22 protein-coding genes and 1 pseudogene are annotated in these 23248 nt (G+C 62.4%); 12 read left to right on the top strand and 11 right to left on the bottom strand.

Annotation, left to right across the window (positions count from 1 at the left end; translation table 11 throughout):
• Window positions 1–266 precede the first annotated feature (266 nt).
• A complete protein-coding gene (rhlB, locus tag AC07SI_RS01250; protein ID WP_083221457.1) occupies window positions 267–1736 on the bottom strand; it encodes an ATP-dependent RNA helicase RhlB in 1470 nt (489 codons plus the stop codon).
• 95 nt (window positions 1737–1831) lie between these two features.
• Complete coding sequence (locus AC07SI_RS01245) at window positions 1832–2488, bottom strand: alpha/beta hydrolase (protein WP_106805098.1); 657 nt, start codon at window positions 2486–2488, stop codon at window positions 1832–1834.
• A 345-nt stretch (window positions 2489–2833) separates the two neighbouring features.
• Between AC07SI_RS01245 and AC07SI_RS01240 the strand changes: the two genes are divergently transcribed.
• The 4 genes from AC07SI_RS01240 to AC07SI_RS01225 all read left to right on the top strand — a co-directional run bounded on the left by AC07SI_RS01240 (window position 2834) and on the right by AC07SI_RS01225 (window position 7003).
• Window positions 2834–3865 (top strand): amino acid ABC transporter substrate-binding protein, encoded by a 1032-nt coding sequence (locus AC07SI_RS01240; protein WP_016974565.1) that lies wholly within the window; start codon window positions 2834–2836, stop codon window positions 3863–3865.
• A 72-nt stretch (window positions 3866–3937) separates the two neighbouring features.
• Window positions 3938–5119, top strand: a complete 1182-nt coding sequence (locus AC07SI_RS01235; RefSeq protein ID WP_065907020.1) for an amino acid ABC transporter permease — start codon at window positions 3938–3940, stop codon at window positions 5117–5119.
• A gap of 10 nt (window positions 5120–5129) precedes the next feature.
• On the top strand, window positions 5130–6227 hold the full coding sequence (locus tag AC07SI_RS01230; protein ID WP_065907019.1) for an amino acid ABC transporter permease: 1098 nt from the start codon (window positions 5130–5132) through the stop codon (window positions 6225–6227).
• Window positions 6228–6238: 11 nt separating this feature from the next.
• Entirely contained in the window at window positions 6239–7003 is a 765-nt protein-coding gene (locus AC07SI_RS01225) for an amino acid ABC transporter ATP-binding protein (protein WP_003171943.1), read from the top strand.
• Between the two features lie 57 nt (window positions 7004–7060).
• Here the strand turns inward: AC07SI_RS01225 and AC07SI_RS01220 are convergent.
• A pseudogene (locus AC07SI_RS01220) lies at window positions 7061–7237 on the bottom strand (transcriptional regulator); the annotation flags it as partial.
• 153 nt (window positions 7238–7390) lie between these two features.
• Between AC07SI_RS01220 and AC07SI_RS01215 the strand changes: the two are divergent.
• Window positions 7391–8050, top strand: a complete 660-nt coding sequence (locus AC07SI_RS01215; protein WP_495004946.1) for a FadR/GntR family transcriptional regulator — start codon at window positions 7391–7393, stop codon at window positions 8048–8050.
• A complete protein-coding gene (locus AC07SI_RS01210; protein ID WP_495004945.1) occupies window positions 8040–9305 on the top strand; it encodes a CynX/NimT family MFS transporter in 1266 nt (421 codons plus the stop codon). The genes AC07SI_RS01215 and AC07SI_RS01210 overlap by 11 nt, the downstream gene beginning before the upstream one ends.
• On the opposite strand, the gene AC07SI_RS01205 is transcribed toward AC07SI_RS01210, so the two are convergent.
• The 8 genes from AC07SI_RS01205 to AC07SI_RS01170 all read right to left on the bottom strand — a co-directional run bounded on the left by AC07SI_RS01205 (window position 9302) and on the right by AC07SI_RS01170 (window position 17033).
• Window positions 9302–9952, bottom strand: coding sequence for a DUF1120 domain-containing protein (locus tag AC07SI_RS01205; RefSeq protein ID WP_495004944.1), 651 nt, complete (start codon window positions 9950–9952; stop codon window positions 9302–9304). The two genes, AC07SI_RS01210 and AC07SI_RS01205, sit on opposite strands and share 4 nt — an antisense overlap.
• 17 nt (window positions 9953–9969) lie before the next feature.
• Window positions 9970–11112, bottom strand: coding sequence for a DUF1120 domain-containing protein (locus tag AC07SI_RS01200; RefSeq protein WP_495004943.1), 1143 nt, complete (start codon window positions 11110–11112; stop codon window positions 9970–9972).
• 11 nt (window positions 11113–11123) lie between these two features.
• Window positions 11124–13544 (bottom strand): fimbria/pilus outer membrane usher protein, encoded by a 2421-nt coding sequence (locus AC07SI_RS01195; RefSeq protein ID WP_495005047.1) that lies wholly within the window; start codon window positions 13542–13544, stop codon window positions 11124–11126.
• 105 nt (window positions 13545–13649) lie between these two features.
• Entirely contained in the window at window positions 13650–14351 is a 702-nt protein-coding gene (locus tag AC07SI_RS01190) for a fimbria/pilus chaperone family protein (RefSeq protein ID WP_065907006.1), read from the bottom strand.
• A gap of 33 nt (window positions 14352–14384) precedes the next feature.
• Window positions 14385–15011, bottom strand: coding sequence for a DUF1120 domain-containing protein (locus AC07SI_RS01185; RefSeq protein ID WP_106805089.1), 627 nt, complete (start codon window positions 15009–15011; stop codon window positions 14385–14387).
• A gap of 89 nt (window positions 15012–15100) precedes the next feature.
• Window positions 15101–15721: a DUF1120 domain-containing protein gene (locus tag AC07SI_RS01180; RefSeq protein WP_495004942.1), complete on the bottom strand. Its 621-nt coding sequence runs from the start codon at window positions 15719–15721 to the stop codon at window positions 15101–15103.
• A gap of 38 nt (window positions 15722–15759) precedes the next feature.
• Entirely contained in the window at window positions 15760–16380 is a 621-nt protein-coding gene (locus tag AC07SI_RS01175) for a DUF1120 domain-containing protein (protein ID WP_495004941.1), read from the bottom strand.
• 32 nt (window positions 16381–16412) lie between these two features.
• On the bottom strand, window positions 16413–17033 hold the full coding sequence (locus tag AC07SI_RS01170; RefSeq protein ID WP_495004940.1) for a DUF1120 domain-containing protein: 621 nt from the start codon (window positions 17031–17033) through the stop codon (window positions 16413–16415).
• 466 nt (window positions 17034–17499) lie between these two features.
• Here AC07SI_RS01170 and AC07SI_RS01165 point away from each other — a divergent pair, with 466 nt between their 5' ends.
• From AC07SI_RS01165 to AC07SI_RS01140, 6 genes are all read left to right on the top strand, one after another.
• Window positions 17500–17856: a hypothetical protein gene (locus AC07SI_RS01165; RefSeq protein WP_495004939.1), complete on the top strand. Its 357-nt coding sequence runs from the start codon at window positions 17500–17502 to the stop codon at window positions 17854–17856.
• Between the two features lie 206 nt (window positions 17857–18062).
• On the top strand, window positions 18063–18698 hold the full coding sequence (locus AC07SI_RS01160; RefSeq protein ID WP_065906994.1) for a response regulator: 636 nt from the start codon (window positions 18063–18065) through the stop codon (window positions 18696–18698).
• A gap of 95 nt (window positions 18699–18793) precedes the next feature.
• The gene (locus AC07SI_RS01155; protein ID WP_065906989.1) at window positions 18794–19264 is read left to right on the top strand and encodes a nuclear transport factor 2 family protein; all 471 of its coding nucleotides are present in this window, start codon (window positions 18794–18796) and stop codon (window positions 19262–19264) included.
• A 36-nt stretch (window positions 19265–19300) separates the two neighbouring features.
• Window positions 19301–19576, top strand: a complete 276-nt coding sequence (locus AC07SI_RS01150) for a GIY-YIG nuclease family protein (RefSeq protein ID WP_065906988.1) — start codon at window positions 19301–19303, stop codon at window positions 19574–19576.
• Between the two features lie 75 nt (window positions 19577–19651).
• The gene (locus tag AC07SI_RS01145) at window positions 19652–20587 is read left to right on the top strand and encodes a glutathione S-transferase family protein (protein WP_065906986.1); all 936 of its coding nucleotides are present in this window, start codon (window positions 19652–19654) and stop codon (window positions 20585–20587) included.
• 139 nt (window positions 20588–20726) lie between these two features.
• Window positions 20727–23153, top strand: coding sequence for a TonB-dependent siderophore receptor (locus AC07SI_RS01140; protein ID WP_495004938.1), 2427 nt, complete (start codon window positions 20727–20729; stop codon window positions 23151–23153).
• Window positions 23154–23248 lie beyond the last annotated feature (95 nt).

The following is a 23248-nucleotide window of genomic DNA, read 5'->3' as shown; positions in this document are numbered from 1 at the left end:
CATGAGTGCACTTTACTGAATTCTCGTCCGATGCGGGCCCGCCCGCGTTCAATGCGGGGGCTGGTGAGTCGACCCAAAGCCAGTCGTATGATACGAGCAGCAGCGTGCTGGATATGCCGGCCAGCAGTTTCGACTATTACCAGTCATTCAGAGACGAGGCCTCGAGAATTCGGCAACCCATCCTGGGGGAATTGTATCGAGGCTAGTCTTGGGTACGCGGCGTGTGCAGGCGCTGGCAAGCCAGCGCCTACAACGGTGGTGCAGGTTTAAGGCCGTTTGCGCTCAACGGCGCGCAGCAAGTGCGTCGGCGGCGTCTCGCAGCTGATCTTGCGGCCCAGCAAGGCCTCGATCGACGGCAACTGATACGAGTCGTCCTCGCCGGCAAAGCTGATCGACACCCCCGCAGCGCCCGCGCGACCGGTGCGGCCGATACGGTGCACGTAGTCATCCGGCACTTCCGGCAGGGTGAAGTTGATCACGTGGCTGATGCCGTCGATGTGGATACCACGCCCGGCCACGTCGGTGGCCACCAGCACGCGGATCTTGCCTTCGCGAAAGCCTTCCAGGGTCTTGATGCGCTTGTGTTGCGGCACATCGCCGGACAGTTGCGCGGCGTTGACGCCATCGCGCACCAGGCGCTCTTCGATGCGGCGCACTTCGTCCTTGCGGTTGGCGAACACCATCACGCGCTCCCAACCGTTGTCGTTGACCAGGTTGTAGAGCAGCTTGTACTTGTCGGCGCCGGCCACGGCATAGATGTGCTGTTCGACGTTCTCGCTGGCCACGTTTTCCGCTTCGATCTCGACGATGGACGGGTCGGTGGTCCATTGCTTGGCGAGGTTCATCACGTCTTCGGTGAAGGTGGCGGAGAACAGCAGGGTCTGGCGTTCGCTTTTCGGCGGAGTCTGGCGAATGATCTGACGCACTTGTGGGATGAAACCCATGTCGAGCATGCGGTCGGCTTCGTCCAGCACCATCACTTCGACCATGTCCAGGTGCACGTCGCCGCGCTGGTTGAAGTCCAGCAGACGGCCGGGCGTGGCCACCAGAATGTCGCAATGCCGCGCTTCGAGGTGCTTGAGCTGCTTGTCGAAATCCATGCCGCCGACAAACGTCATGACGTTGAGGCCGGTGTACTTGGTCAGGTCGGCAGCGTCCTTGGCGATCTGCACCACCAGCTCGCGGGTCGGCGCGATGATCAGCGCGCGCGGCTCACCCATGTAGCGTTCCTTGGGTGGTGGCGTCTGCAGCAGTTGGGTGATGATCGAGATCAGGAATGCGGCGGTCTTGCCGGTGCCGGTCTGGGCGCGGCCGATGGCGTCTTTGCCCGCGAGGGTAAAGCCCAGCACCTGCGCCTGGATCGGCGTGCAGTACGGGAAACCCAGGTCCTGGATGGCGTGCATCAGTTCCGGGGCCAGCTTGAAGTCGTGGAAGCGGGTCTTGCCTTCCTGTGGCTCGACGACGAAGTCTTCGAGTTTCCAGGGGATGACCGCCGGTTTGGGGGCGCGTTCGCGCCGCGGCTTTGGCGCGACTGGCGCAATAGCGGCCTCGACCGGTGCTGCCGGTTCAGGTGGCGTCACCGTCGGCTTCTTCGGCTGGGCGACAGGTGCGGTCCGGCCGGGCTGTTTACCGTCATTGCGGCTGCCGGCAGTCGGGACAGGAGCACTGGGAACAGGCGCGAGCGGCTCAGCCTCGCTTTTGCCGAACATCTTCTTGAGTGCTTTGAGCACGGTGATCTCATTAATTGGTTAAGGAATATACGCCGGCCAGTGTAATGCAAGAATCGGGCGCGGCGTAGTGCGTCTGTCATACGGCTACATAAACGCTGGTTTCAGCCCAGGCGAGCGGCCAGCCAGGCACCGATGTCGTGTATCTCTTGAGGTAACACTTCGTGGCCCATTGGGTATTCCTGCCATGTCACGGTGACACCACGGCTCTTCAAATGCTCAAAGGCGCTGCGGCCCATGGCGTTCTGCACCACGTCGTCGTACTGGCCATGCAGGCACAGGGCGGGAATGCGTTGCTGGCTGGCAGACAATTCCAGCTCGTCGCCAAAAGTCGGCGCGTAGGTGGAGAGGGCGATGACGCCGCCCAAGGGCCCTTGCCAATTTATAAACGCCGTGTGGAAAACCACGGCGCCACCCTGGGAAAAACCGGCGAGGAAAATCCGAGAGGCGTCTATTCCGGTTCTCTTCTGCGCTTCGATCAGATCCGTGACCATGTTGGCCGACACTTCCAGCTCCTCCAGGCTGATCGAACGGGCCGGGCTCATGGCCTTGATGTCGTACCAGCTCGGCATCTCGTAGCCGCCGTTGATGGTCACCGGGCGTGTCGGCGCCTGGGGCAAGACGAAGCGCGTGGTCAGCAGGCTTTCCTGCAGGGCTTCGGCTACCGGCATAAAGTCGTAGCGATCGGCACCCAGGCCATGCAACCAGATTACGCAGGCGTCTGCGGGCTTGGCGGGCTGAAGAATCAAGGGTTCGGTCATGTCTGCTCCATTAATGTGCGTGCGCTCCGATTGGGTGCGTCGGAACGGTGCGCAGTGAGTTGATCTGTTAAGAGAATGTCGCAAGGTTGAATCTTTTCCTATTGACCATGGGCTGAAACGACTCAGCCATCACTCTGGTACGCGCCTTGCTATGTGTAGGTCGATGTCAGAACTATCTCAGGACGGTAACACTATCAGTGACTGCCGCTCGTGGGATAGCAACTGGAATTACTGCGACAGTCTCATGCTGCTTGACCCCAAAAAAAGCCAACACGGGTCAATATCGCCTCATAAGGGTGCGCTGAGGTTCGAGCTCCGACACAACAAGAGCAACTGGAGGTTTGAATGAAGGTATTGAAATCCACCCTGGCCATCGTTTGCGCGGCGGCTGTACTGGGTGTCAGCGGTTTCGCCCAAGCAGGCGCCACCCTGGACGCCGTGCAGAAGAAAGGCTTTGTGCAATGTGGCGTGAGTGACGGTCTGCCGGGTTTCTCGGTACCGGATGCCAGCGGCAAGATCCTGGGGATCGATGCTGACGTTTGCCGCGCTGTGGCCGCTGCCGTGTTCGGCGACGCGACCAAGGTCAAGTTCAGCCAGTTGAATGCCAAGGAGCGTTTCACCGCGCTGCAGTCTGGCGAAGTCGACATCCTCTCGCGTAACACCACCATGACCAGCTCTCGCGATGCGGGCATGGGCTTGAAATTCCCAGGCTTCATCACTTACTACGATGGCATCGGCTTCCTGGTAAACAACAAGCTGGGCGTGAAAAGTGCCAAGGAACTGGACGGTGCAACCATCTGCATCCAGGCCGGTACCACCACTGAGCTGAACGTTTCCGACTACTTCCGCGCCAACAACCTCAAGTACACCCCGATCACCTTCGACACCTCCGATGAAAGCGCCAAGTCGCTGGAATCCGGTCGTTGCGACGTGCTGACCTCCGACAAGTCCCAACTGTTCGCCCAGCGCAGCAAGCTGGCTTCGCCGAAGGACTACGTGGTTCTGCCGGAAACCATTTCCAAGGAGCCATTGGGCCCGGTCGTGCGTAACGGCGACGACGAGTGGCTGGCCATCGTGCGCTGGGTGGGCTACGCCATGCTCAACGCTGAAGAAGCCGGCATCACTTCCAAAAACGTCGAGGCTGAAGCCAAGTCCACCAAGAACCCGGACGTCGCCCGTCTGCTGGGTGCTGATGGCGAGTACGGCAAAGACCTGAAAGTGAAGAAAGACTGGGTCGTGCAGATCGTCAAGCAAGTCGGTAACTACGGTGAAATGTTCGAGCGCAACCTGGGCAAGAGCACCCCGCTGGAAATCGACCGTGGCCTGAACGCGCTGTGGAACAACGGTGGCATTCAATACGCACCCCCTGTGCGCTGATCGCTGATGGTTCTGTCACCCGGTGGGCCAACCGCCGGGTGATGTTCTGTTCCATTATTTCCGGGGCACTTCATGCAAAATCAAATCGGCGCACCAAAGCAGAAGCTCAGCTTCAGCGATCCCAAAGTGCGTGCGTGGCTCTTCCAGATCATCACGATTGTGGCGGTGGTCTCGCTGGGCTGGTACCTCTTCAACAACACCCAGACCAACCTTCAGCACCGGGGCATCACCTCGGGTTTCGACTTTCTTGAGCGCAGTGCCGGCTTCGGCATCGCGCAGCACCTGATCGACTACACCGAATCGGACAGCTATGCCCGGGTCTTTGTGATCGGCTTGCTCAATACCTTGCTGGTGACCTTCATCGGCGTGATCCTGGCGACGCTGCTCGGTTTCATCATCGGCGTGGCACGGCTGTCGCCGAACTGGATGATCAACAAGCTGGCGACCGTGTATGTGGAAGTGTTCCGCAACATTCCGCCGTTGCTGCAGATCCTGTTCTGGTATTTCGCGGTGTTCCTGACCATGCCGGGGCCGCGCAACAGCCATAACTTCGGCGACACCTTCTTTGTCAGCAGCCGTGGCCTGAACATGCCGGCAGCACTGGCCGCCGACGGCTTCTGGCCGTTTGTGGCGAGCATCGTCGTGGCCATCGTGGCGATCGTGCTGATGGCCCGGTGGGCCAACAAGCGCTTTGAGGCGACCGGCGTACCGTTCCATAAATTCTGGGCCGGCCTGGCGCTGTTCATCGTGATCCCGGCGTTGTGTGCCTTGATCTTCGGCGCGCCGCTGCACTGGGAAATGCCCAAGCTGCAAGGGTTCAACTTCGTCGGTGGCTGGGTCCTGATTCCTGAGCTGCTGGCCCTGACCCTGGCGCTTACCGTGTACACGGCAGCGTTTATCGCCGAGATCGTGCGCTCGGGCATCAAGTCCGTCAGCCACGGCCAGACCGAAGCCGCGCGCTCCCTGGGCCTGCGCCCCGGGCCGACGCTGCGCAAGGTCATCATCCCGCAGGCCCTGCGGGTGATCATTCCGCCGTTGACCAGCCAATACCTGAACCTGGCGAAAAACTCGTCGTTGGCCGCCGGTATCGGCTACCCGGAAATGGTTTCGCTGTTTGCCGGCACGGTGCTCAACCAGACCGGCCAGGCCATCGAAGTCATTGCCATCACCATGAGCGTGTACCTGGCGATCAGCATCAGCATTTCCCTGCTGATGAACTGGTACAACAAGCGCATTGCGCTGATCGAGCGGTGAGGAAACGCCCATGAGTACGCATACTTTCAAACCGGATATGCCGCCGCCGAGCAAAGTCTTCGGCCCGGTGGCATGGATGCGCGCCAACCTGTTCTCCAGTTGGCTCAACACCCTGCTGACATTGCTGGCGTTCTACCTGGTCTACCTGGTGGTGCCGCCGATCCTGCACTGGGCGATTCTCGACGCCAACTGGGTCGGCACGACCCGCGCCGATTGCACCAAGGAGGGCGCCTGCTGGGTGTTCATCCAACAGCGCTTCGGGCAGTTCATGTACGGCTACTACCCCGGCGACCTGCGCTGGCGCGTGGACCTGACCGTGTGGCTGGCCATCGTTGGCGTGGCGCCGTTGTTCATCTCGCGTTTCCAGCGCAAGGCGATCTACGGCCTGAGCTTCCTGGTGTTGTACCCGATCATCGCCTACTTCCTGCTGCACGGCGGGATCTTCGGCCTGACCAACGTAGCCACCAGTCAATGGGGCGGCCTGATGCTGACCCTGGTCATCGCCACCGTCGGTATCGCTGGCGCCTTGCCGCTGGGCATCCTGCTGGCGCTGGGGCGGCGTTCGAACATGCCGGCGATTCGAGTGGTCTGCGTGACCTTCATCGAGTTCTGGCGGGGCGTGCCGTTGATCACCGTGCTGTTCATGTCGTCGGTGATGCTGCCGTTGTTCCTGCCGGAAGGCATGGGTATCGACAAGCTGCTGCGCGCGTTGATCGGCGTGATCCTGTTCCAGTCGGCCTACGTCGCCGAGGTGGTGCGCGGGGGCTTGCAGGCGATTCCCAAGGGTCAATACGAAGCGGCCGCGGCGATGGGCCTGGGCTACTGGCGCAGCATGGGCCTGGTGATTTTGCCGCAAGCCCTGAAGCTGGTGATCCCGGGCATCGTCAACACGTTTATTGCGCTGTTCAAGGACACGAGCCTGGTAATCATCATCGGCCTGTTCGACCTGCTCAACAGCGTCAAGCAAGCCGCTGCCGACCCGAAATGGCTGGGCATGGCCACTGAAGGCTATGTGTTTGCCGCCCTGGTGTTCTGGATTTTCTGTTTTGGTATGTCGCGCTATTCCATTCATTTGGAACACAAGCTCGACACAGGCCACAAGCGTTAGGAGTTGTTGTTATGAGCGAAGCGATCAAACAGCCTGTGAGCCCTGAAGGCATTATCCAGATGCAGGGCGTCAACAAGTGGTACGGCCAATTCCACGTGTTGAAAGACATCAACCTCAACGTCAAGCAGGGCGAGCGTATCGTGCTGTGTGGCCCGTCGGGTTCGGGCAAGTCCACCACCATCCGTTGCCTCAACCGCCTGGAAGAACACCAGCAGGGTCGCATCGTGGTCGATGGCGTGGAGCTGACCAACGACCTCAAGCAGATCGAAGCGATCCGCCGCGAAGTCGGCATGGTGTTCCAGCACTTCAACCTGTTCCCGCACCTGACCATCCTGCAGAACTGCACGCTGGCGCCGATGTGGGTGCGCAAGATGCCCAAGCGCAAGGCCGAGGAAATTGCCATGCACTACCTGGAGCGCGTGCGTATTCCGGAGCAGGCGCACAAGTTCCCGGGGCAACTGTCCGGCGGCCAGCAACAGCGCGTGGCCATCGCCCGCGCCTTGTGCATGAAGCCGAAAATCATGCTGTTCGACGAACCGACCTCGGCCCTCGATCCGGAAATGGTCAAAGAGGTGCTGGACACCATGATCGGCCTGGCCGAAGACGGCATGACCATGTTGTGCGTGACCCACGAGATGGGCTTTGCGCGCACCGTGGCCAACCGTGTGATCTTCATGGACAAAGGCGAAATCGTCGAGCAGGCAGCGCCGAACGACTTCTTCGACAACCCGCAGAATGACCGGACCAAGTTGTTCTTGAGCCAGATTCTGCATTGATCGAAGTGTGAAAGGATAAACCCGGCCTGGTGCCGGGTTTATTTTTGCCTGCTGTTTTTACGCAGACGCTTGAGTGGCCAGTTGTTGCTCATCTTTGGCAATGAGCAGGCGGTTGAGGTCATCTGCGACATTGAGCGCCTGAATCTCGGCCAGCAGGTGCGGGTGCTTATCCAGTAGACGCATAAGAATAAGCAGCGGCTCGGGTAGAATTTCAGCTTTCTCATAGCGAGAAAATGCATGATGCCCGCGGACCCTCTGAGGGTGATTTTACTAATCGAAAATACTGCTCCTTTACCTGCCTCAGAACCCTAGTGCGTTGCCTTTGTAGGCAAGTCCGAATAGGCTGTGGGAAAATTCATCCTATGATTGGACGAAAGTGCAAAACCCATGACAGACATCGCTCCGCTGATCAAACGCTCGCTGGTCGACCAGGCCCTGGAACAGTTGCGCCAGCGCATTACCCAAGGCACCTGGGCCATTGGCGAGCGCCTGCCTACCGAGCCGGAGTTGTCGGCCGAGCTGGGAATCAGCCGCAATACCGTGCGCGAGGCCATGCGCGTGCTGGCGTTTTCAGGATTGATCGAGATCCGCCAGGGCGACGGCAGTTACCTGCGCTCGATGACCGACCCGCTGGGCGCGATGCGCGCGTTGTCGCATTGCACCCTGGAGCAGGCGCAGGAAACCCGGCAGATTCTCGAAGTGGAGGCCATCGGCCTGGCCGCGCTGCGCCGGACCGAGGACGATCTGCACGGTCTGCGTGAGGCCCTGCAACAAAGCGCTGTGCTGTACCACGGCGACCTGGAGGCCTACATCAGTGCCGACCTGGTGTTTCACAAGCGCCTGGTCGACGCCGCGCACAACCCGGCGTTGAGTGAGCTGTATCAGTACTTTTCCGCCATCGTCGGCGCGCAGTTGCGCCAGACCCTGAGCATCTCGCCGCGTCGCCAGGCGGTGTTCGACCTGCACATCGCCCTGCTCGACGCCGTCGAACACCAGGACCCGGAACGCGCCAAATCCCTCTGCCGGCAGTTGATCAATGAACCTTGAAACCCGACCTACCCGTGAACTCGAAGAGCTGTTGATCGACGCCGAAGCCGACGACGAAGTGGTGCAAACCAGCCCGCCCGTGGTGAGCCGCCCGTGGCTGTTGCTGCTCGGCCTGATCCTGGTGGCCCTGAACCTGCGCCCGGCGCTGTCGAGCATGTCGCCGCTGCTCGCCGACGTGTCCAGCAGCCTCGGGTTGTCGGCGGCCAAGGCCGGTCTGCTGACCACATTGCCGGTGTTGTGCCTGGGTCTGTTTGCGCCCACGGCGCCGATCCTGGCCCGCCGTTTCGGCGCCGAGCGAGTGGTGCTGGGGATTCTGCTGACCCTGGCTGCGGGCATCATCCTGCGCAGTTCATTCGGTGAAGTGGGGCTGTTCGCCGGCAGCCTGATTGCCGGCGCGAGCATCGGCATCATCGGCGTATTGCTGCCCGGCATCGTCAAGCGTGATTTCGCCAGACAGGCCGGCGCCATGACCGGCGTGTACACCATGGCGCTGTGCCTGGGCGCGGCGCTGGCGGCGGGTTCCACGGTGCCCTTGAGTCATTACTTCGGCGACCGCTGGACCCTCGGCCTGGGGTTCTGGATTCTGCCGGCGCTGGTGGCCGCATTGTTCTGGCTGCCACAGGTCGGCCAGAAACACGGCGCCCACCAGGTGGCTTATCGCGTGAGAGGGCTGCTGCGTGATCCGCTGGCCTGGCAGGTGACCTTGTACATGGGCCTGCAATCGTCCCTGGCGTACATCGTGTTCGGCTGGCTGCCGTCGATCCTGATCGGCCGTGGCCTGAGCGCGACCGAAGCCGGCCTGGCGCTGTCCGGCTCGATCATTGTGCAATTGGTCAGCTCCCTCGCCGCGCCCTGGCTCGCCACCCGTGGCAAAGACCAGCGCCTGGCGATTGTAGTGGTGATGCTGTTGACCCTCGGTGGCCTGTTCGGCTGCCTGTATGCGCCACTCGATGGTCTGTGGGGCTGGGCGATTCTGCTCGGGCTCGGCCAGGGCGGCACTTTCAGCCTGGCGCTGACCCTGATCGTGCTGCGCTCGCGCGACTCCCACGTGGCGGCCAACCTGTCGAGCATGGCCCAGGGCATCGGCTACACCCTGGCGTCCGTGGGCCCGTTCGCGGTGGGCCTGGTGCATGACTGGACGGGCGGCTGGTCGGCCATCGGCTGGATTTTTGCGGTGATTGGCCTGGGCGCGATCATCGCCGGGCTGGGTGCCGGGCGTGCGCTGTATGTGCAGGTCAGCAGCGAAAAAGTCTAGAGGTACACCACTTCGAGGGTGGCCGAGCCATCGAGCAAGGTGTCGCTGCTCAGGTCCAGATTCTGCCTGGCATTGATCACCGCTTCGATCTTGACGGTGCTGGTCAACGCCTGGATCGCCGAGGGGCCGGCGGTGCTGCCTTGGGTATCGGTGAAGCCCAGGTAACTGTTGGCGCCGATGTCGATCGGGTTGAGGTTGGCGCTGCGCCACGCCACGCCGCCGGTGGTGGATTCGGTGCCATAGGCGATTGCAGTGCTGTCCACCTGCGTCTGGCGAGGGTCGAAATTCATCGAATACAGGCCAATGCGATTGCCACTGTTGTCCAGCCCCAGCCCATAGTAAATCTCACTGTTGACGGTGGCCGTGCCGTCACGGTTGTCGCGCATGCGCAGGGCAAAACGGCTCGCCGCGTTGCAACCGATGCTGACTTGCAATTGTTTGACCGGCAGGCGCGTGCCCTTGTCGACGTTGAGGTCCTGCTGGGAAATCTTGCCGTAGTCGATCACCCCGTTGCTCGACAGCAACGGCGTGCAGGCGGTGGGGGTGATCACGCCATTGACACTCAGGTCGACGCTGGAGGCCGCCAGCGTGTGTGGGGCGCCGCCCAGCAAAACCAGCGCGCAAAGGGCAAGGGAACAGGTCTTCATGAGGCGAACTCCATAGGTCAGAGGTAGATGATTTCAAGGGTGCCCGAGCCGTTGATGTACACCACGCTGCGCAGGTCCAGTGATTGGGTCGGGGCCAGGTAGGCCTTGATGCGCACGGTGCCGGCCAGTTGCTGGATCGGCACCGGGCCACGGGTGCTGCCGACACTGTCGGTAAACCCCATCAGGCTGTTGGCGGCCATGGGGATCTGCCGCGCACTCGAACTGCTCCAGGCTGCGCCGCCACTGGTGGAGTCCGTGCGATACAGGGAGCCGAGTGCGTCGGCGGTAAATTCGGCCGGATCGATGTTGAGGTAGAAGCGCCCAATCTTGTTCTGGCTGTTGTCCAGGTCCAGGCCGTAGGCGGTTTCGTCGATCCCGCCGGTGGCCGAGCCGTTGCGGTTGTCATGCATCTTCAGCGCGAAGGGTGTGGCGGCGTCGCAACTCACCGAGAGCTGCAAGGTGCGGGTCGGCAGCGGGGTTTCATTGCTGGCATTCAAGTCCTTCGCCAGCAGCGTGCCGTAATCCACCAATCCGCCATTGGACAGTTGGGGCGTGCACGCGGTGGGCGCGAAGTGGGCGCGCAGGGTCAGAGCCCGGGAGCGACCGCTCTGCAAGGCATCGAACGTGCCGGACGCTTCCCAGGTGGTAGCCTCGCGCACACGGGTGGCGGCGATATCGGCCCAGGCGCTGAGGCTCAGTTGCATGGCGAAGTGCTTGCCCTGCACCACGCTGGCGCCTTGTACCGGCGCCACACCATGGCCGGGACGCCAGTTCAATGCCGTGCCGACGACCGCCGGCGGCTGCCCGGCAGCCGGCAGCAAGCCCAGTTCAACCGCTTGGCCGTCCAGCACGCCGTCGCTGACCTGCAGGGCGTAGGTGCCGTGCTCGGTAAACTGCAGGCGGTGTGCGTTCGCCGCCAGGGCCCGATAAAACACACTCATGTCCGCCGGTTGCGGGCAGGTAAGGTTCAAGCTCAGGCGACGCTCGCCAAGCGGGCGTTGAGGGTCGCTGTCGTTTTGCGCCAGGCGACTCATCAGGCCGAGGTCCAGCACCGCTTCGCTGATGTTCAACTGGCAGTCGTCATTGGCCATGGCGTGGCCGGCGAAGCCGACGGTCAGCACGACCGCCGTCAGCCGGCGCAGGGCGCGAAAAAAAAGCATGGTGATCGTCCTCATGAAGGGTTGCAGCGCGCTGGCGCGTTTTCGAAATACACCTGGGGATCGCCCTTGGCCGGCAACTCGAACTGCAGCCGACAGCGCGTCATGCCTGGCCCGCTGACCCACAAACCGGCGTGCTCCAGCACATTGGGCAGGAACACCTGGCCGCCGTCCTGCACCAGGGTCACGAACTCGCCGCCCGCGGTGCTGACGGAGGCACCTCGGGGCAGCAGCGCGCCCTGTTCGGTGCGGGCGGTGAGCAGCACGCGACGGGTCAGGGTCACGCCGAAGTCGACCCGGTCCACCGCGCCGCGCCCGGCCGAGATCATTGCCAGGCCGTTATTGATATCGGCATTGCGCGGCAGTGAGCGGGTCTGCACCTCCACCGGGCTGCGGCCATAGGCGCTGACCTGGGGCACCACGGCCTGGCCTTGCCAGTCGGTCCATACCGGGCCGCTGGGGGTGCTCAGCTTGACCCCGGCCGTATCGCCCACCGAGACCACGGCGAAGGTGTCGCGTACCGGGTAGGGCGAGAAGGTCACGCCATCGCCGTGCACCACCACGCCACCGCGGGCACTGCCTTGATAACTCGAGCGCTCGGCATCGGAGCGGCTGTAGCTGACGTCGAGTTGGCTGTAGCGGGGCAGGGCCGAGACGCCGAGAGTGGTTTCCACCTGCTGGTCGCGGGTGTCGTGTTCGGCGCTGACGCGATAGCTCAATTGATCATCGATCTGTTCGTTCAGCCCCAGGCCGGTGCGGTGTTCGCCTCCCGAATTGCGCACCCAGGCCCGCACGCGGCGGCTTTCGCCCAGAGGCAGGCTGGCATTCAGATACACCGCGTTGTCCTGTTGCTGGCGCCCGCCCATCTGCCATTCGGCGCTCGCCGACAACGACACGCCGCCGACGCTGGTGCCCCACGAGGCCAGGCCTCGGCTGCTGCTGTCGCCATCAAAGCTGCTGGAGCGCGACACCCCGGCACTGAATGCGCCCAGCCACGGGTGCGACCAGCCGACGTTGGCACTTTGTTGATCGCGATAACGCGAGCGCCGTTGCTGGGTGGTTTCTGGTTCGTAGGTGGCTTCTTCCAGTTCGCGGTAGCCGGGCGTGCGCCACGAGTTGGCCACGCTGAATGACCATTGATCATTCAGGCGCTGGGACCATGCCAGGACGGTCTGTACCCCACGCACCTTGTGCCGTGCCTGGGTATCGGCGACCTGGGTGGCCAGTTGCACCTGACTGTCCAGCCATGGCAGCCAGCCCAGGCTCACGCCCGCCGCCCGGTATTCGCTGGACGCCAGCACGCCGCTGCCCAGGGACAGTTGCGGGTGGACGGCGCCGGTCCAGCCAGCGCTGGCCACCCACGGATCGTCACCCTGGGCATCGCCGATATTGCGCACACGGCCCGCTGCCACCGAGTACCCCGGCGCTGGCAAACCCAGGCCGAGCATCGCGGCGGGTACGGTGAAGCGGCGCTCGCCGCCGCTGCTTTCCTTGACCGTGACTTCAACGTCCGAGCGAGCATTCAGGCGCCGCACATCGGTCAGGGAAAACGGCCCGGCCGGGACTACGGTGGAGTGAATCAACGCGCCGTTCTGCCGCACCTCGACCTGGGCCGGACTGTTGGCGATACCCTCGATGGTCGCGCCCTGGCCTTGTTCTTGAAGCGCCTGTTCGGTCAGGACCTGTACCCCGGTGATCTGCGCACCGGCCAACACCGGGTTATAGAGGTTGATCTGCCCGGCCTGCAGCACTGCCTGTTGGCTGGCAAAGGTACGCTGGGCATACGCCTCGAGATGGGTGCTGCGCGACCGACCGTCCTGCCAGGTCTGCACCTGGCGGCTGCGCACGATCCAGTCGCCGGCGTTGAAGCCAACCTCGGTATTGGCCGAGCCAAACCGGCTGTCGTTGTCGCCGAAGCGGTTATAGAACCCCGTCAGGTCGTAATTGAACAGGCCGGCAACGCCCCCCGTCTGATAGCCCGAGACGTCCTGTTGCAGTGGCCGCAAGGCTTCGGTCGGGACTACCAGCGACACGCTGAGGTTGGCCGGGTCCGGCTCCACCAGGCTTTGTGGGTACTGCGCGAGCAGGTCATGGCAGGGGCCATTGTCGCCGGGCACTATCAGGTTGGCGGCGTCCAGCACGGCCTGGTCAAAGCACAATCGGCCCTGTTGATCGAAACCCACCTCGACACGCCCACGGGGCTGGCCGTTGACGCGCAGGCTCACCGCATGCCGGCCAGCCGCAAAACGTGGGGCGTCGAGCAGCAGGCTGGCCAACTGCGGGTCGATGCCGCGTTGGTGCAGGGTGGTCGCATCGAAGCCGGCACGCGTTTCGGCCCAGGCTTCAAAGGGCAGCAGGGCACACGCCAGCAGCAGCGCTGGGAAGGCGCTGCGGGCGGGTATGTCGGGCACGGCATCGCCGTCACGGTAGCTCAATACTGTTTTCACGAAAGGCACTCAAATGATGGGCGTCTGCGCGCCCCGGTGACGGTCTTCGAGCCGCCACTTCGTTATGCAGGCGTCGGGCGCCTGAAGTGTTGGTCAGGTGAGGGGGGCTTCGTAGGCAGCCACGGCAAAGCCGTACACGGTGGCCGGTTGCAGCCGGACTTTGCTCGCCGGGCCGCCCGTGGCAGGCACGCTCAGGGTTTCTCCCGGCAACACGTAGGTGCGCGGCAGCATGGCCTTGCCGTCACCGGGCAGCAGCCGCAACTCCTGGGCCAGGCGCACCACGTACGGGCTGTCGTTGCGCACCTGCAAGGTGCTGCCGTGCTGTGACCAGGTCAGGTGGGTCCAGGGGGTGCGATTCAGCGCCAGGCCTTTGGGATGAATGATCACCGGCAGGTTCTGGCGCACCGTCACACCCACCCGGGCGTGCCCGGCTTCGGTCGCGGGGCGGCCCTGGGGCATGCCCTCGAAGATCGCGCGCTTGAGCCGTTGGGTCAGCAGCGGTTGCTGGCTTTGCAGGATGAACCGTACCAGTTGCGATTTGGAGGCTTCCACCCGCGACAACGGCGGGGTGACCACCAGCAGCGGCTCTTTGTCTTCGGGAATGTCTTCCAGGGTGACGTGCAGCAGGGCGAGTTGGCTGTCGGTGTTGGTGACCGACACGGCCGCCTCGCCTTCGGCTTCGTAGACGATGACCACCGAAGTGTCGGGGATCATCCCGTCGGCCTGCGCACCTGCGCCAAACAACAGGGTCAGGGCAAGCAGGCCGGTAGTGGGTTTGAATGATGTCGTCAGCATGACGGGGTTTTCCATTGGGGCAACATGAAGAGGTCAGAGGTAGCGCAGATCCAGCACGATGGCGCCGTCGAGCGGCACCTCCTGATTCAGGGTCAGGTACTGGGCGAAGTTGATGGAGGTGTCGATGCGCAACTGGGTGCTGAGCTGGCCGATGAAGTCGGGTTGGCGATCACCCGGCGGCGCAAATCCCACATAGGCTCTGGGACTGGCAGTGGCTTGCGGCGACCAGGTTTCGCCGTTGTCACTGGACGCCAGGGCCTGCATGGCCTGGGCGTCGCCCATCGGGTTGCGATAAGACAAGGCCACCGACCCCAGGCGCTCGGCCGGCGCATGCAGGTTCCTGCCCAGGCCGTAGAAAGCCCCGGGGTCGAGTGACGACTCGGCGCGGTTGTCGAGCCCCACCAGGGCAAACAGCATGGGCCTGCTGCACTGCACGCTCAGCTCCAGCAACCGAGTGGGCAGCACGGTGAATTCGCTCGGGTTCAAGGTGTGCGAGGGGATTTTCCCGTGGTCGACCGTACCATCGTCCGATAGCGTGACGTGGCAAGCGTCCGGCGTCACCCGGCCGGTCACGGTGAGGTCGACAAAGGAGGCGGCGAAGGCCGCAGGAGCGGTCGTCAACCAGAGCAATACAGCCAGGAAGCGAGAGTGCGTGTTCATCGGTGGGCGCCACGGGTCGAGTTGAATACGGGCGGTACAACAACAACGCCCATGCCTGCGAGGTGCTGCCAGGCATGGGCGCCCAGGGGTTACAGGTACTTCACTTCCAGGGTGGCCGAACCGTCGAGGGTCACCTCGTTGCTCAGGTCCAGGCCGTCGGTGCGTGCGATGGAGGTTTCAACCATCAACTCCAGCGACAAATCCTTGACCGGCACCGGTTGAGTGGCGTCATCCATGCTGGCCACCGACATGTACAGGCCTGGATCCCAGAATTTTTCGCGGTACCAATTATCCTGGCCGTTGAAGGATGCAATCGACTGCACCGCAGTACCGTCGGCAACCGGGTTATCGAGTGTCAGATAAAACCAGCCGAGCTTCTGGGTGCCGTTGATCAGGCCCAGGCCGTAGTTGCTGGGAGTAATCGACGAGCCGGCCCGGTTGTCGACCGAATGCAGTGCAAAGAGGATTGCGCTGTCGCAGCTCACGGCCATGGTCAGGATGTGCGTCCCGATGTGCGTCGGGTTGTCCGTGCGCAGGTCCTTGGCGGAAATCTTGCCGTGGTCGATCACCCCACCGCTGGACAGGACGGGGGTGCAGGCACTCGGTACGATCAGGCCCTTGACGGTCAGGTCGACGGTGGACGCGGCGTAAGTGGCAGCGGAGCCGAGCAGCATCAGGCTGGTGGTGAGGGCGGTAAACAGGGGCTTCATGAGAGTCGAATTCCTTTCGATTGAGTCTGTGTGAGGCATTACAGGTAGTTGACCTGGACCGTCGCGTGCCCGTCGACGGGGACTTCGTCGGTCAGGGTCAGGCCGTTGGCGGGGGCGATGTGGGTGTACAGGCGGATTTCGGCATCGAAGTCCTGCACGGCGATGGGCACCAGTTGGCTGCCCATCGCCACGGCTGTCAGCACGCTGTGGTTGAGCATTGTGGTGGGCGCCCACGTCACGCCACCGTCCAGTGAGGTGATGGTGCGTGCGGCGACGCCATCAGCCACTGGGGTATAGAGGTGGAAGGAGGAGCCGCCGAGTTTCTCCCCTTGCGCCGTCATGCCCAGGCCATGCGAGTAGGGGTGGTTGGCAGAGGAGCCGGCGCGGTTGTCGATGGTATTCAGGGTGAAAAACGTGGGCGCTTCACAGCGCACGCTCAATTGCATGGATTGGTTCGGCAGCGGGGTGTGTTGCTCGGCGTTGAGGTCCTTGGCGGCCATTTTTCCGAAGTCGATCGTGCCACCGCCGGAGATCAGCGGCGCACAGGCGCTGGGGGTAATGGTGCCTTTGACGGCGAGGTCGGTGGAGCTGGCGGCCAGTGCCCATGGCGAGGCCGCGAGCAACAACACTGCCAATGGGATTGCAGGGGGAACGTGCATGGTTGGAACCTTCCGTGTGGACGGGATTGGGGTTACAGGTACATCACTTCCAGGGTTGCGGAGCCGTCGATGGGCGCCTCGTCACTGAAATCGAACTGGTCTGCACGGGCGATGCTGGCGCTGACTTCCAGGTCCAGCACCAGGCTCTTGATCGGCAGCAGTGTGGTTGCGTCGTCCACTGCCCCGGCGCCCCACAGGGTTTGCAGTTCCCAGTTGCGCTCGCTGTACCAGGTGCGACCGCCATCAACGGAGGCAATCGGCTGGGCACTCACACCGTCGGCGAGCATGTTCAAGGGGGTCAGGTAGAACCGGCCCAGTCGCTTGTTGCCATTGATCAGGCCGAGGCCGAAATCACTGCTGCCGGTCGAGGTGCCGCTGCGGTTATCGATGGGTTTGATGGCAAAGGGGATGCTTGCATCGCAAGTGATGCTCAACTGCAGGGTCACTCGGGGCAATGACGTCGGATTGTTCTGGACCAGGTCCTTGGAAGCTATTTTTCCGTGATCCACCATACCGCCGCCCGAGAGCGTCGGTGTGCAGGCATTCGGGGTGATCAGGCCTTTGACGGTCAGGTCGACGTTGCTGGCGGCAAAAGCGGGTGTAGTACAGGCGAGTAAAAGGGCGATGCTCGACAGCGTCAGGGACTTGCTCATTTCAATACGTTCCACTACGGGGCTGGCTGATATAAAGCGCGCGCAGCGTCGACCGGCCTGTCTGGGCAGGCGGCGAGCAAGGCGGCAGGTTGTATTTGGATGGGATCGCCGATGACCGCGAGCCCGTTCCCTCTTTGCGGGGTGGCGGCAATTTAGCCGGGCTCTGGGGCCGGGGAAATACAACTATTACGACAATCGAAGTAACAAGTATTTGGGCATGAGAACGTGAGAACTTATGTGCTTGTTATGTAAGAAAGTTGAATTTTTCGTAGTTGTTGTATCGTCATTTTTATCTCCAAAAGGCTATTCATGGTCGCTTGTAAACAGTCGTGTGAGAGCCTTGGGGTGTTGATGAACTCATGGGCTGGACAATCACGGTAAGCACAATGAGGTGACCCTGGTGACAAGGGTATTTTCCGATCAAGTACCTGTCCTGAAGTTGGCACCCTCACCCTCGCCACCGTGGGTGGCAGAGCCCCCGGACAACTCGCAGGGCATCACGTGGCCAACCCGTGCCCGCCTGGTCGAGATTTTCGGCAGTGATGAAATGGTAAGCCGGGTGCTGGTCAGCCTGATGAATGAAGCTCACAAGGACGATGCCTTGCTGGATCAGGCGCGGATCAGCGCCAATGCCCCTTTGGTAGTGGAGCGCCTGCACCGGTTGGTGGGCAGCCTGGCGTTTGTCGGCGGGGTCGACCTGGAGCGTGGCAGCGAGCACCTGATCGCACGGGTACAGGCCTTTGGGGTGGCGGCGAATGCGCTGCAGTTGCAAGCGTTCCAGCGCAACCTGCGGGTCTATATCGCTTACTTGAGTCGACTATGAACCCTCGGAATAGAGAACTTTGTAGGAGGTTTTTCGGTTGTGCTGAAGGCCTTGTATGTAGGTAATTTCTTTTTATTTTGTAGGTATAAGGTTGTCGGCTATCAATTACTGGGCGCGGTTAAAAACACCGCGCGCCGAGTGGTTGTTGAGGCTCGCGCACAGAGGTATTTTGCCAAAATTCCAATTGCCATCATTCGTGGGTATTTATGCTTCGTGTAATTATTGCCGACGACCATCCGATTGTGCGTATCGGGCAACGGGTGGTGATTGAAGCGGGCGGCCGGTGCAAAGTGGTCGGCGAAGCCGATGGGCCCGATGAGTTGCTCAAGTTGTTGAGCACGGTGGCCTGCGATGTGCTGGTGACCGACTTCGCCATGCCGGGCGGCCAGCAGGCCGACGGTTACGGACTGCTCGGCCTGTTGCGGCGCCAGTATCCGACTTTGCCGGTGATCCTGGTGACCATGTTTGCCAACGTCGCAACGCTGCGGGCCTCGTTTGCCCACGGTGCGCGCGCGATCGTCGCCAAGAGCGCGTCGGCCAGGGAGTTGCCGATCGCGATCAGGACGGTGATCCAGGGCGAGACGTTTGCCAGTGAGTGCCTGAAGGCGCAACTGTTGGAGGCCGGCACCGGCGACCAACTGCAACAGCCGCAGTTGTCCAGCAAGGAACGTGAAGTGGTGAGGATGCTCGCCAGCGGCATGACCGTCACCCAGATTGCCGCGCGGGTCAATCGCAGCATTTCGACGATCAGCAAACAGAAAAGTACCGCCATGAGCCGGTTGTGCATTTCCACCGACGTCGACCTGTTCGCCTATGCGCGCAGTTGCGGTATGGTGCCGTAGCGGGGGGCGGGCCATTCCCGGCGTAAATGCCGATAGAGTTTTGCCCAGGCGCAGACTATCTTGATCGGCTTACAACCCTGGTTTGGAACCTGCCCATGAGCGATGCACACAACGCCCTGATCACCGAGTTCTACAGCGCCTTCCAGCGGCTGGATGCCGAGGCCATGGCGGCCTGCTACACCGAGGACGTGCTGTTCAGCGACCCGGCCTTCGGTGAACTGCGCGGCCGTGATGCCGGCGACATGTGGCGCATGCTTACCACCCGGGCCAAGGATTTTTCCCTGACTTTCGACCATGTGCGCAGCGATGAGACCAGCGGCAGTGCGCATTGGGTGGCCACCTACCTGTTCAGCGCCACCGGCAACACGGTGGTCAACGATATCGGCGCACGCTTTGTGTTTCGCGAGGGCAAGATCTGCGAGCACCACGACCACTTCGACCTGTGGCGCTGGTCGCGCCAGGCCCTGGGCCTCAAGGGCCTGTTGCTGGGCTGGTCGCCGGCGCTGAAAAACGCCGTGCGCGCCCAGGCGCTCAAAGGCCTGAAGGCATTTCAGGCCAGTCGTTGATAAGCTTGGCGCACCTCTGGATTGCCGACTCGACCTGTGACTGATCTTCCTGCCCCCAAACCCTGGTTCGTCTACCTGGTGCGCGCCGCCAACGGCGCGCTGTACTGCGGCATCAGCAATGACCCGGTGCGCCGCTTTGCCTCGCACCAGAGCGGCAAGGGCGCGCGGTTCTTCCTGTCGAGCCCGGCAGTGGCGCTGGTCTACACCGAGCAATGTGCGAGCAAGGGCGAGGCTCTGCGCCAGGAACGCTTGATCAAAAAGCTGAAAAAAAGCGCCAAGGAATGCCTGGCGGCGAGCGGCTCATTGATTTGACTGATGGGTTCCCATGGTCCCCACGCGCGTGGTTGCAGGCTAAGCTAGCGGCTCACCTATCGAGCGGAGCCTGGCATGTCTGAGTTGATCCTTCATCACTACCCGCAATCTCCCTTTGCTGAAAAAGCCCGCCTGTTGCTGGGTTTCAAGGGCTTGTCCTGGCGCTCGGTGCATATCTCACCGGTGATGCCCAAGCCTGACCTGACGGCCCTCACCGGTGGCTATCGCAAGACGCCGGTGCTGCAAGTCGGCGCCGATATCTACTGCGACACTGCCCTGATCGCCCGCCGCCTGGAGCAGGAAAAAGCCGCGCCGGCGCTGTTCCCCCAAGGCCAGGAACTGGTCACCCAAGCCTTTGCCGCCTGGGCCGATTCGTTGGTGTTTTCACACGCGGTGGCGCTGGTGTTCCAGCCAGAATCCCTTGCGGTCAAATTTGCCAAAGTGCCGCCGGAAATGATCCAGGTGCTGGTGGCCGACCGCAGCAAATTGTTCAGCGGCGGCACGGCCGCCCGTGTGCAGCTGGACCAGGCCAAGCACCAATGGCCGGTGATCGTCGCGCGCATTGATCAGCAATTGCAGCATCAGTCGGGGGATTTCCTGTTCGGCGAGCCGTCGATTGCCGACTTTGCGCTGGCGCATCCGTTGTGGTTCCTCAAGGGGTCTTCGGTGACCGCGCCTCTGGTGGACGCTTATCCCGCTGTCGCTGCGTGGCTGGACCGGGTGCTGAGCTTCGGCCATGGCACGGCGACCCAAATGAGCGCCGAGCAAGCCCTGGACGTGGCGCGCAACGCGACGCCTGCGGTGTTGCCTGACGAGATCTTCGAGGACCTGAACGGCTTCAAGCCTGGTCAGCAAGTGAGCATTTGCGCCACTGACTACGGCACTGACCCGGTCGCGGGTGAACTGCTGTTCGCGGGCCGCGAGGAACTGATCCTGCGCCGTATTGATGAACGCGCCGGCACCGTGCACGTGCATTTCCCACGCTTGGGGTTCCGTATTCAGGCGTTGTAGGCGCGTTCGTGCACAGGGCCAGCGGTTTTTTTTGAATTATTTTCAAAATCAGGTGAGGTAAATCGTCAGCCCATCCGTGTAGTGCTTGAAACTGCGATCTATTCGCATTAACAGCGTTTTCTACACGGGTTCTCACAGCATGAAGTCGACGGCGGGCGGTTTGGTTAAACAGTGGCTGGGAGCCTCGGTATTGGCGGTGTCGGGGCTGGCGTTGCTGCCCCTGTGCGTGGCGCAGGCCCAGGAACAGCAAAGCGCCCAGTTCAATTTTGCCCTGGCCGCCAAACCGCTGCCTCAGGCCCTGAGTGATTTCAGCCGGGTTACCGGGATCAGCGTGATCTACACCGATGAAGCGCCTTACGGCCTCAGCGCCCCGGCGGTCAGCGGGCAAATGAGCGCAACCCAGGCGCTGCAACGCCTGCTGGGCAACTCAGGCTTCACCTTCCGCCAGATCGACGCCCGCACGCTGGCCCTGGAACCGCTGCCCACCGACGGCGCGGTCAACCTCGGTGCCACCACCATCAGTGGCGTTGGCCAGAACCCGTCCCAGGACAGCACCAGCTACCAGCCGCCGCCCACCAGTTCGGTAATGCGCTCCCATGGCCTGCTGCTGGAAACCCCGCAAACCGTCAACGTGGTGCCGGCCCAGGTGCTGCGTGACCAGACCCCGCGCAACCTGGATGATGCCCTCGCCAATATCAGCGGCATCACCCAGGCCAACACGTTGGCCAGCACCCAGGATGCGGTGATGCTGCGCGGCTTTGGCGACAACCGTAACGGCTCGATCATGCAGGACGGCATGCCGGTGGTGCAGGGCCGGGCGCTGAGCTCCACGGCCGAACGCGTCGAAGTGCTCAAGGGCCCGTCCTCGCTGCTGTACGGCATCCAGGACCCGGGCGGCGTGGTCAATATCGTCAGCAAGAAGCCGCAATTGACCCAGGCCACGTCGCTGACCGTACGCGGCTCGACCTTTGGCGACGGCAAGAACGGCAGCGGCGGCAACCTCGACACCACCGGGCCGATTGGCGATTCGGGCCTTGCCTACCGCCTGATCGTCGACCATGAAGACGAAGATTACTGGCGCAACTTCGGCACCCGCCGCGAATCGTTGGTGGCGCCGTCGCTGGCCTGGTATGGCGACACCACCCAAGTGGTATTCGCCTACGAGCATCGCGAGTTTCTCTCGCCATTTGACCGGGGTACCGCCATCGACCCCAAGACCAACCACCCGTTGGATATCCCGTCGACCCGTCGCCTGGACGAGCCGTTCAACGACATGGAAGGCCGTTCCGATCTGTACCGCTTTGAAGTCGATCACGAACTCAGTGACGACTGGAAAGCCCACTTCGGCTACAGCTGGAACCGTGAAACCTACGACGCCAGCCAGGTGCGCACGGTGTCCGTCAACGCCAACGGCACCCTGACGCGCAGCATGGACGGCACCCGCGGTGCCCTGACCACCGACCGCTTCGCCACGGCGAGCCTGGAAGGCAAGGTCAACCTGGGCGGCATGCAGCACGACCTGGTGTTCGGCCTGGACGACGAGTACCGCAAGATCTACCGCGCCGACCTGATTCGCCAGGCGCAGCGCAGCGTCTTCAGCTACGTCAATCCGGTCTACGGCAGGGACGTGGAAGGCACCGCCGTCAGCGCCAAGGACAGTGCCCAGACCGACCTGCTGCGCAGCGACTCGCTGTTCTTCCAGGACTCCGTTCACCTGACCGACCAGTGGATCTTCGTCGCGGGTGCGCGCTACCAGATGTACGACCAGTACGCCGGCAAGGGCGTGCCATTCAGCGTCAACACCAACGGCAACGGCCAGGCCTGGGTGCCACGTGCCGGCCTGGTGTACCGCTACACCGATGAGTTGTCGTTCTACGGCAGCTACACCGAATCCTTCAAGCCCAACTCCACCATTGCGCCTTTGGCCGATGGCAGCAAACTGACCGGTGACCTCACGCCGGAGCAGTCCAAATCCTGGGAACTGGGCGCCAAGCTCGACATCCCCGGACGCATCACTGCCAGCGCGGCGTTGTTCAACATCGACAAGCGTAACGTGTTGGTGTCGGTGGGTTCGGGCGCGAATACCATCTACAGCATCGCCGGCCAGGTGCGTTCGCGTGGCCTGGAACTGGACGCCACTGGCCAGTTGACCGACCAATGGAGCGTGATCGGCAGCTATGCCTACACCGACGCCGAAGACGTGAAAGACAAAGACCCGACCCTGGAAGGCAACCGCCTGCAGAACGTGGCCAAGCACACCGGCTCGCTGGCGCTGGCCTATGACTTCGGCAACGTTTTTGGCGGTGACCAACTGCGCGTCGGCACCGGCGCGCGGTATGTCGGCGCCCGCGCAGGCGACGCCGCCAACGATTTCACCTTGCCCGGCTACACCGTGGCGGACGCGTTCGCCACCTACGACACCAAGATCGAAGGGCAGAAGGTCAAGTTCCAGCTCAACGTGAAGAACCTGTTCGACCGCACCTACTACACCTCGGCGGCCAGCCGGGTGTTTGTGTCCCTTGGCGATGCGCGACAGGTATCGGTCTCGAGCACGCTGGAGTTCTAAAGATCCACCGTTGTGGAGAGCGGGCTGCCTGTGGCAAGCAAACTTTCCGGGGCCGGCATGCTGCCTGTGATAAGCAAACTTTTTGGGGCCAGCAT

The organism is Pseudomonas sp. GW821-FHT05D12 (assembly GCF_059419825.1).
Note: the sequence above shows the minus strand (reverse complement) of the source record. Positions and strands in the feature narration are given on the sequence as shown.